The organism is Streptomyces sp. NPDC050743, assembly GCF_044456925.1.
Classification (GTDB): domain Bacteria; phylum Actinomycetota; class Actinomycetes; order Streptomycetales; family Streptomycetaceae; genus Streptomyces.
The window spans coordinates 23868-33165 of record NZ_JBITGJ010000087.1; the positions used below are offsets into that span (position 1 = coordinate 23868).

Below are 9298 nucleotides of genomic sequence, written 5' to 3' on the forward strand. Positions count from 1 at the left end.
CAGCCCTGGAGGGTGACCAATCCCCTCCCTTTCAGGGAGGGGAGCCTTCAATTGCCGCCGGTGCCTTTCGTGTCGTCGGGGCCGTCGATCCGGTCCAGGTCGCGTCCGGCCTGCTCGAGCAGGGCGTGCATGGCGGCCTCGGCGGCCCGCGGGTCCTGGTCGCGTACGGCGTCCAGGACGGCGCGGTGGGCGGGAACCGGGTCCTCGCTGTGCGGGGAGCTGTGGACCAGGCGGTCGCGGTGGGCGAGGCCGGACTCGATGACCATCTCCATGCGCTCCAGCAGCTCGTTGTGGGTGGCGGCGAGCAGGGCGCGGTGGAAGGCGAGGTCGGCCTCCACGGCATGGCCGGGGTCGGCGTCGTGCTCCGCCATCGCCGCGACGGCGGCGTCCAGGGCGGCGAGGTCGGCGTCGGTACGGCGCTCGGCGGCCAGGCGTACGGCGGCCGGCTCGATGATGGCGCGCACCTCGGCCAGGTTGCGCAGCAGCGCCCGGTCGGCCTCGCCGGCCCCGCCCCCCTCGAACTGCCAGCGCAGGACGTCGGCGTCGAGCAGGTTCCAGTCGGCGCGCGCCCGGACGAAGGTGCCGCGCTTCTGGCGGGCGTCGACCATGCCCTTGGCGGCCAGTACCTTCAGGGATTCACGCAGGGCGGTGAGGCTGACGTCGAGTTCGCTCTGCAGCGCCACCAGATCGAGCGTGGCCCCCTCCGGGATCTCGCCGCTCAGGATGCGGCGGGCCAGCGCCTCCACGGTCTGTCCGTGCACGCCGCGGCGGGCGTAGGGCGTCATGTCGTACAGCCTTTCTCCTCGGATGTGCACGTGTCGGACGAGTACGGATCGGATGTGCACATGTCCCATGTGACCACGGCGGTGATCACGCGGACGCCTTGACGACGCTCCAGCCTCCGTCGACGACGAGGTGCGAGCCGGTGATGAAGGAGGCCTCCTCGGCGCTGAGGAAGGCGATGGCCGCGGCCACTTCGGCGGGGGTGCCGAAGCGGCGGGCCGCGGTCCCGGCGACGCTGCGCTCGCGCTCCTCGGGCGGCACCCGGTCCCAGGCACCGGTGAGCACCGGTCCCGGCAGGACGGCGTTGACGCGCACCTCGGGCCCGTACTCGACGGCGAGTTGGCCGCACAGGGACAGCAGCGCGCCCTTGGAGGCGGCGTATGCCGGGTGGCCGGGGATGCCGGCGTGGGCGTGGACGGACGAGGTGAGCACCACCGCGCCCGCGCCGGAGCGCAGGTCGGGCAGGACCGCCCGGAAGCCGAGGAAGGCGGCGGTGAGGTTCACGGACAACTGCCGCTGCCAGGAGTCCAGGGACATGTCGTGGGCCGGGGTCACATCGACGGTGAAGGCGTTGCTGAGCAGCACGTCGACGGGCCCGTAGGCATGGGCGGCGGTGACGATCCGCTGCCAGTCCTGCTCGGCCGAGACGTCGGCGGCCACGAAGCGGGCCCGGCCGCCGTCCTTGGTGATGCGCTCGGCGACGGCCTCGCCGCGCTCCTCGGCGACGTCGGCCAGGACCACGGCGGCGCCCTCCTGGGCGAGGCGTTCGGCGGTGGCGGCCCCGATACCGGAGGCGGCTCCGGTGATCACGGCCGTGCGGCCGGTGAAACGGGCGCCGTGCCGTCGTGCGGGATCCATGGGGCGTGGGCTCCTTCGTCTTGGGTGGCCTTCGATGGCTGCGGGCTGAGGTGCGGCGATGCGTGCGTCGGGCTACTGGCGGGTCAGCACCACCAGTTCCGCATCATGGTGGGCGGTCCACGCGAAGGGCACCCCGTAGTGCAGCAGATGGGCGCCGCTGTACATGGTGGCGGTGGCGGTGTCGCGGTAGGCGGCGGTGGGTTCGAGGCCGCGCAGCCGCAGCCGGGCGGGGCGGCCGGGTATGAGCGGGGCGCCGTCGAGGCGTCCGGTGCTGAAGGCGGCCACGACGGTACGGCGCCCGTCCGGGTCGTCGTACTGGACTCCGCAGGTGGCGTCCCGCGGGGTGCCGAGCAGGCGGGCCTCGCCGTGGTGGACGACGTCCCGCACCTCCTTGTACCGGGTGATCCAGCTGGCTGCCTCGGCGTGCTGCTCGGGTGTCCAGGCGCGCAGGTCGGCGCCGATGCCGAGGACCCCGCACATCGCGGTGACGAAGCGGAAGGCGAGGCTGCGCGGGCGGGGGTCGAACACGCCGGGCGCGTCGGTGACCCACGAGCTCATCACGTGCGGCGCGTGGGCGTGCAGGAAGCCGTGCTGGACGGCGAGGCGGTCCAGGGGTGCGGTGTTGTCGCTCGGCCAGACGACGTCGGTACGCGCGAGGGTCGTGTGGTCGACGCGGCCGCCGCCGCCCGCGCAGCCCTCGATGGTGACGTGGGGGTGTGCGGTGCGCAGATGGTCCAGGACGCGGAGGTAGCCGTGGACGTGCTCGGCGTCGAGGTCCAGGCGGTCCGCGGGGCCGGCTCCCGGGCGGCCGCGCTCGGTCGGCGGGCGGTTCATGTCCCACTTCAGGTAGCCGATGTCGTGGCCGGTCAGCAGCCGGTCGAGGGTGGCGAGGACGAAGTCCTGCACGTCGGTGCGGCCGAGGTCCAGCAGGAGCTGGTTGCGGATGCGGCGGGACGGACGGCCGTCGATCCGGTAGACCCACTCCGGGTGCTCGGCGTGCAGGCGGCTGCCGGGGCTGACGGCCTCGGGTTCGATCCAGAGCCCGAAGTTCAGCCCGAGGGCGCGGATGTCGTCGACGAACCGGTCGAAGCCCTCGGGGAAGGCGGCCGGGTCGGGGTACCAGTCGCCCAGTCCCCCGGTGTCGTCGGTGCGGCCGGTGAACCATCCGTCGTCCACGACGAACAGCTCGGCGCCGAGGTCGGCCGCCGCCTTGGCCAGTTCCAGCTGGCTCGCGGCGTCGACGTCGAAGCCGGTGGCCTCCCAGGAGTTGTAGAGGACCTTGCGGGGGCGGTGCAGGCGCTCGCCGGCGAGCCGGCGCTCGTAGCGGTGCCACACGCGGGACAGTCCGTCGAGCCCGTCCGGGCTGAAGGCGCAGGCCAGGCGCGGGGTGGTCAGGGTGTCGCCGGGAGCCAGGTGCAGCACGCCTTCGTGCGGTACGCGTCCGGCGCGGACACGGACCGCTCCCCCGGGCTCGGCCTGCGCGGTGATGTGCCAGTTGCCCGGCCACTCCAGGGCGATGCCGTAGGTGGGGGCGGGGGCGTCGTGGGGTGCCGTCGCGTCCTGGACGGCGAGCCAGGGCGCGTAGGCGTGGCCGGGCACGCCCTGGGTGCTGCCCATGGTGAACGAGCCCCGGGCCAGGTCGAGTTGGGTGCGCTGGAACTCCTGGGACCACTGGCCGGTCAGGTAGGTCAGCCGGGCCGCGGTGGTGACCGGGATGTTCACGGCGGCCGAGTCCAGCCGCTCCAGGCGCAGTTCCTCCTCGCCCGTGCAGGTCAGTTCGGTCCACCGGTGCAGGACGTCGGTGCCCGGCACGGTGGCGTAGCACAGGGTGGTGCGCAGGCCGAGGACGTCGTCGGTGAAGGTGAGCCGGAGCGTGCCGGTCGTCTGCTGTGCTCCCTCGAAGGTCCACCACACGCCGCGTTCGGAGCCGGGGCGTGCGGCGACGAGGTCGGCGCCGGTGAAGGGGCGCAGCCCGTGGGGCAGGTATTCCGTGGGGGCCGCGTCGGCCGGGGTGATGAAGTGGGTGCGGTGGGACCACTCCAGCGCCGACGGTCCGTGCTCCACGCCGAGCGGTCCCCAGGACTCGAGTTCGGCCCAGGGGCCGTCCGTGGAGAGCCGGACGGTGTAGCCGGTGTGGTCGGTGCGCAGGGTCCAGCGCTGGTGCGGCGTCACTTCACGGCTCCGAGGTTCAGGCCGGCCACGAAGTGGCGCTGGAAGCGGAGGAAGACGGCCACGGTGGGGGCGGCGGCGATGACGGATCCGGCGGCGATCACGTTCCACATGGACACGTACTGTCCCTGAAGTCCGATGAGGGCGGCGGTGATCGGCATGTTGCTGTCGCTGCGCAGCACGGTGATCGCCCACAGCAGGTCGTTGAAGATCCAGGTGAAGGACAGCGCGCTGAGCGCGGCGAGCGCGGGCCGGGTGAGCGGGAGGATGATGCGCCAGAAGATCTGCCAGGGCCCGGCGCCGTCCACGACCGCCGCCTGCTGGATCTCGGCGGGGATCGCGCGCATGAAGCCGTGCAGGACGAAGACGTAGAAGCCGACGCCGAAGCCGATCTGCACACCGATCAGGGCGGGCAGGGTGTCGTAGACGCCCATCATCTCGCTCAGCTTGGACACCGGGATGAGCAGGATCTGCGGGGGCAGCAGATTGCCGCCGAGCATGAGCAGCAGCAGGAAGCGGCGCAGCGGCATCTGGTAGCGGCTGAGGGCGAACGCCGCCATGGCCGCCAGCGCGAGCGTCAGCAGGACGCAGGGGACGGTGACGATCAGGCTGTTGATCAGGGCGCGTTGCTGGCCGCCGTCGACCCAGGCCTGCCGGAAGTTGTCCAGGGTGAAGGAGCGGGGCACGCTGCCCAGGCCGTGGGCGGCGATGTCGTTGAAGGACCGCAGGCTGGTCACCAGGACCAGGAGGATGGGCAGCAGCCACAGGACGGCCAGGGCTCCGGCGCCGAGGTGGAAGCCGGCGGTGGCGGCCCGCCGGCGCCGCAGTGCGCGGGCGGAGGGACGGGGCCGGGTGGCGGACGTGTGCGGGTGTGCGGCGGACATCAGTCGGCCTCCCGGAAGGCCCGGACCAGGTAGGAGGCGATGACTCCGAAGGCCAGCAGGAAGATGACGACGGCCAGGGCGGAGCCGTATCCCAGGCGCAGGGACTGGAAGGCGGTGGAGTACATGTAGGTGCTCAGTAGTTCGGAGGAGTGGTAGGGGCCGCCGCGGGTGAGCGACCAGACCACGTCGAAGGAGCGCAGCGAGTCGATGATGATGACGGACAGCACGACGGCGTTGACGCCGCGCAGCTGGGGCAGCGTCACATGGCGGAAGTGCTGCCAGGCGCCGGCGCCGTCGACCTTTGCCGCCTCGTACAGCGCGGGGTCGATGCCTTTCAGGCCCGCGAGGTAGAGGACCATCACGTAGCCGATCTGCCGCCACAGCGCGGGGACGATCACCGCGTACAGGGCGGTGTCCTGGTCGGCCAGCCAGGCATGGCGCAGGCTGTCCAGACCGACCGACTCCAGGAGCCGGTTGAGCACGCCGTCGGGCTGGTAGATGGCCTGCCAGACCAGGGCCGTGGCGACGAGGGAGAAGACGACGGGCAGGAACAGGGCCGCGCGGTAGAAGCCGACGCCCCGGCGCTCCTGCTGGAGCAGGAGCGCGGCGGCCAGACCCAGCAGGGCGGACAGGCCGCCGAAGAGCAGCAGCCACAGGACGGTGTGGCCGACCGCGCTGCGGAAGACGTCGTCGCCCGCCATCTCGCGGAAGTTGCCCAGCCCCACGAACTTCGGCGCCGAGACCCCGTCCCAGCTGGTCAGGGCGAGGTAGAAGCCCTGAAGCGCGGGCCAGAAGACCCACAGGGCTTCGGCGAGCAGGGGGACGAGGACGAAGGCGAGGACCAGGGGAGGTGTGCGCCGGGGGCCCCGGCCCCGGCCGCCTCGCGGCGGCGCGGGGACCGGGGACTTGCGGTGCGGTGCGGTCAGGACGGCCATCAGGCGTTCCAGATCTTCTCGGCGTCGCGCTGCCAGTCGGTGAGGATGCTGCCGACGTCCTTCGGCTTGGCGATGAACTTCGTCAGCGCGGTGTCGGCGGTGGGCTGGAGGGCGTCGCTGGAGTCGCGGTTGAAGAACTGGGTGATCTCGGCCGCCTGCTCGATGTGCCTCCGGCCCTTCTTCACCAGTGCCGTGCCGGCGTCCTTCGCGTCGGGGTTGCAGGGCAGGACGGTCCCGGACGAGCCCTTGATGTAGATCTCCTGGGCCTCGGCGGTGGCGAGGTAGCGCATCAGGTCGAAGACCTGGTCGCGGTGTCCGGTGCGGGCGCTGGCGAAGTAGCCGTCGGTCGGGGCCTCTTCGGCGAGGGGGACCTTGGGATCGATGACGGGGAAGCGGAAGAAGTCGATGTCCTCGAGGGCGCTCTTGGGGGCGGCGTCGGCGAAGAAGGTACCGATGAGCATCATGCCGGTGCGGCCGTTGAGCAGGGCGGTCGTGGCGTCCTGGAAGGCCAGGGCGGTGCCGTTCGGGTCGAAGTACGGCAGCACCTCCCGCCAGCGGTCGAAGACCTTGCGCACCTCGGGGTCGTCGAAGCGGTGCTTGCCGGCGAGGAGTTCGCGGTGGTAGGCGGCGCCGTTGATGCGGATGTCGAGGTAGTCGAACCAGGCCGAGGCCACCCACGGGGTGCCCCCGCCCGCGCCGAGCCCGATCGGTGCCACCCCCTTGGCCTTCAGCTTGTCGCACAGGTCGAGGAAGCCGTCCCAGTCGGTGGGCTCGCTCACGCCCCACTCGGCGAACTTCGACTTCCGGTAGAACATGCCCCACCAGTAGTAGTTGGCGGGCACGAAGATCTTCTTGCCGGAGCTCGCGGTGCACAGGCTGTTCAGCGCCTTGGAGTACCGCTTGAGGTCGGGCGACGAGTTCCAGACCTCGTCGAGGTCGAGGAGCAGGTCCTTCTTGGCGTAGGCGTTCGACACGGAGCCGGGGTACCAGGTGTACACGTCCGGCGGGTTGGCGGAGGTCAGGTAGGTCGGCAGCTGGGTGCGGAAGGTCTCCGTGGCCACCGTGTTGAGGGTGGCGTGTCCCTTTCCGCTCTTGCCGTAGGCGGCGACGAGGTCCTCCATCGCGGCCTTGGCCTGCGGTGCGGACAGGCTGGACTGGAGGGTCACCGGGCCCTTGGAGGAGGACTTCGCGGAGGAGGTCGAGGTGACACAGCTGCTGAGCAGTGCCGTCGCCCCGACGGCTCCGAGTCCGGCGAGGAAGCTGCGGCGATCGGGCAGGTGGTTCGTCATGGAGGGCTCCCTGCGGCTCCGGGCGGCGGGGCCGGCCATCCTGACGGCCGGGGCCCCGCTCGCGGCGGATCCAGAGTCGCGTGGCGATCTCGCCACGTCAATATTAATTACTAATTTATTTGAACTGGGTTCTGTGAACGTAGCCGTCGACGCCGCGGTACACCGCGTCGACCGAGCCGTCCGGGCCGGCGACCGCTCCCAGCGCGCCGTCGAACGCCGCGCTGGGGAACTCCTGCCGCTTGGTCCAGCCCTGCCACGCGCCGCCGTCGTACCGCTGCTGCCACAGGGTGTAGTCGGCGGCCCGCGCGTACAACACCACGGCGTCCCCCACGGCGACGAGCGTCGCGCTGCCGCTCACCGTGCCGCCGAGCGAAGTCCAGCCCGACCACTGCCCCGAGACGTCCCGCGCGATGGTCCACACGTCGTCCGCGGCGGTGCGCACGGCGACATGGACACGCCCGGCGGCGTCGACGACCGCGGACGGCCTGCCGTACACCGGCCGGTCGCCGGGCGTGCCGAGCGACGACCAGGTGGACGACGGCCCGCGCTGCACGACGCGCCCGTCGGCGTCGCGGGCGACGAGCGTCCAGTGCCCGGGGTCGGTGAAGGCCACGGTCGGCGCGTCGGTCAACCTCCCGCCGAGGTCCTGCCAGGCACTCCAGCGCCCGCCCGAGAAGACCCTCCGGTAGGCGTGGTCGTCGATTCCGCGGACGAAGACGTCGATACGGCCGCCGGCGGAGGCGTAGGCCGCGGGCTGGCCGAGGATCCGTCCCCCCACGGGTCCGGCGAGGTCCCTGCTGCGCGCCGGATCCGTGCCGCTCTCCGTGTGCTGGACGAGAGTCCCGCCCGGCCCGCGGAAGAAGGTGGTGAGCGTGTCGCCGTCACGCACCACGGCCGGGCTCGCCGATGCCTTCTCCCCCAGGCTCGTGCCGGGCGGCGCGTCCTGCCCGGTCAGCCCGAGGAAGGCGGTGCCGTGGGCGGGGACCTCGACGGTGTACGAACCGGTGTGCGTGCCGCGGTCGGCGCGTGCCCGCAGGTCCCGCACCTGGACGGGCCCGCCGAGGGCGACGTCGGCGAAGTTCACGGTGCGCTCGGCCGGCTGGTCCGAGCGGTTGAGCAGGACGACCGCGCGCCGGCCGTGGCCCACGAGCACCTTGCTGTAGACATCACCGCCGGCGTCCGCGGCAACGCGGACCCCCTGGATCCCGAGCGGGTCCTGGTCGACGGCGATGATCTCCGGGTTGCGCAGCGTGGCGATCATCGACGGAGACAGGGTGCGCGGGTCGGAACCCAGGACGAGCGGGGAGGCCATCTCGGCCCACATCACGAACTGGGTGGTGGACTCCTCCTGCGTCAGTTCCAGGGAGCCGTCGGTCATGCGGCGCATCGGGATGAGGTAGTCGGGGTCGTTGTAGTGGCCCGGTCCCTGCGCCTCGGGGTGCCAGGCGTTGGCGTCCATGTTGCGCAGGATGTTGGGCCACTCCCCCGGGCTGGGGGTGCCCCAGGCGATGTCCGTGCCGGTGCGCCAGGAGTCCGCGATCGTCGGCGCGTAGGCGTAGGTGTTGTGCGCGTCCTGCTCGGACGTGTGCGGCAGGCCCCAGTCGTCGGTGAGCGGGTTGCACAGGTTCAGCAGCATCTTGCGGCCGGACTCGGCGACCGCGTCGCTGAACTCCTTGAACGCCGGCCCTGGATCGAGTTTCGCACCGATGCCGCACAGGAAGTCGACCTTGATCGCGTCGATCTTCCAGCCGGCGAACTGCCGCGCGTCCTCGGCGTAGTGGCCGCGGCTGCCGAGTCCGCAGCTCTTGCCTCCGTCGTAGGTACCGGCGTCGGTGTAGATACCGGCTCGCAGCCCGCGCTTGTGCAGATAGGACACGAGAGCCGGGATGCCGGACAGGAACCGGTCGGGGTTGGCCACCAACCGCCCCTGCGCATCGCGGGGGTTGTCGGCCTGCCAGCCGCCGTCGAGCCAGACGATGTCGTAGCCGCTGTCGCGCAGTCCGCTGCTCACCAGCTTGTCGGCGACCGCACGCACCTCCTTCTCGGTGGGCGCACCGAGTCCGTAGTACGTGTTCCATCCCATGTAGGGCGTGGGGGCGAGACCGCTGTCGTAGTAGGTGGGCGCCCCTTGGTCCACGGTGTCGGCCGCGGTGGCCGCGGGCACCGCGGAGGCGGTCAGCACGACCGTGATCGCGGCAGCCAGCGCCAGACGGGTGGTCCGGGTGCGCCGGGATGCACGTACGGGCAAGCTTGAAGGCTCCCCTCCCTGAAAGGGAGGGGATTGGTCACCCTCCAGGGCTGAGCGGGGATTTACGGCTCAGGCCGCCACCGGAGCCGGCGGCTCGGGTGGTCTTACGCCCTCGACACCGTCCGGGTTCCA

At 71.8% G+C, this 9298-nt stretch carries 7 protein-coding genes; all 7 read right to left on the minus strand.

The features are described from left to right. Window positions 1-47: 47 nt before the first annotated feature. Window positions 48-785 carry a FadR/GntR family transcriptional regulator gene (locus tag ACIBJF_RS42265; protein ID WP_399182257.1) on the minus strand — a complete coding sequence of 246 codons (738 nt, stop codon included), beginning with the start codon at window positions 783-785 and terminating at the stop codon, window positions 48-50. 85 nt (window positions 786-870) lie between these two features. Further along, complete coding sequence (locus ACIBJF_RS42270) at window positions 871-1641, minus strand: SDR family NAD(P)-dependent oxidoreductase (RefSeq protein WP_399182258.1); 771 nt, start codon at window positions 1639-1641, stop codon at window positions 871-873. A gap of 72 nt (window positions 1642-1713) precedes the next feature. Continuing rightward, entirely contained in the window at window positions 1714-3813 is a 2100-nt protein-coding gene (locus tag ACIBJF_RS42275) for an alpha-galactosidase (protein ID WP_399182260.1), read from the minus strand. After that, window positions 3810-4694 carry a carbohydrate ABC transporter permease gene (locus tag ACIBJF_RS42280; protein ID WP_399182262.1) on the minus strand — a complete coding sequence of 295 codons (885 nt, stop codon included), beginning with the start codon at window positions 4692-4694 and terminating at the stop codon, window positions 3810-3812. Before ACIBJF_RS42280 ends, ACIBJF_RS42275 begins: the two co-directional genes overlap by 4 nt. After that, entirely contained in the window at window positions 4694-5629 is a 936-nt protein-coding gene (locus tag ACIBJF_RS42285) for a carbohydrate ABC transporter permease (protein WP_399182264.1), read from the minus strand. The genes ACIBJF_RS42280 and ACIBJF_RS42285 overlap by 1 nt, the downstream gene beginning before the upstream one ends. Continuing rightward, window positions 5629-6918, minus strand: a complete 1290-nt coding sequence (locus ACIBJF_RS42290) for an ABC transporter substrate-binding protein (RefSeq protein ID WP_399182266.1) — start codon at window positions 6916-6918, stop codon at window positions 5629-5631. Before ACIBJF_RS42290 ends, ACIBJF_RS42285 begins: the two co-directional genes overlap by 1 nt. A 115-nt stretch (window positions 6919-7033) precedes the next feature. Continuing rightward, window positions 7034-9166 (minus strand): glycoside hydrolase family 27 protein, encoded by a 2133-nt coding sequence (locus ACIBJF_RS42295; protein ID WP_399182268.1) that lies wholly within the window; start codon window positions 9164-9166, stop codon window positions 7034-7036. Window positions 9167-9298 lie beyond the last annotated feature (132 nt).

Bases quoted from the DNA above. Each gene is read 5' to 3' on its own strand.
- ACIBJF_RS42265 (WP_399182257.1), bottom strand. From the start codon at position 785: ATGACGCCCTACGCCCGCCGCGGCGTGCACGGACAGACCGTGGAGGCG.
- ACIBJF_RS42290 (WP_399182266.1), bottom strand. From the start codon at position 6,918: ATGACGAACCACCTGCCCGATCGCCGCAGCTTCCTCGCCGGACTCGGA.
- ACIBJF_RS42285 (WP_399182264.1), bottom strand. From the start codon at position 5,629: ATGGCCGTCCTGACCGCACCGCACCGCAAGTCCCCGGTCCCCGCGCCG.
- ACIBJF_RS42280 (WP_399182262.1), bottom strand. From the start codon at position 4,694: ATGTCCGCCGCACACCCGCACACGTCCGCCACCCGGCCCCGTCCCTCC.
- ACIBJF_RS42270 (WP_399182258.1), bottom strand. From the start codon at position 1,641: ATGGATCCCGCACGACGGCACGGCGCCCGTTTCACCGGCCGCACGGCC.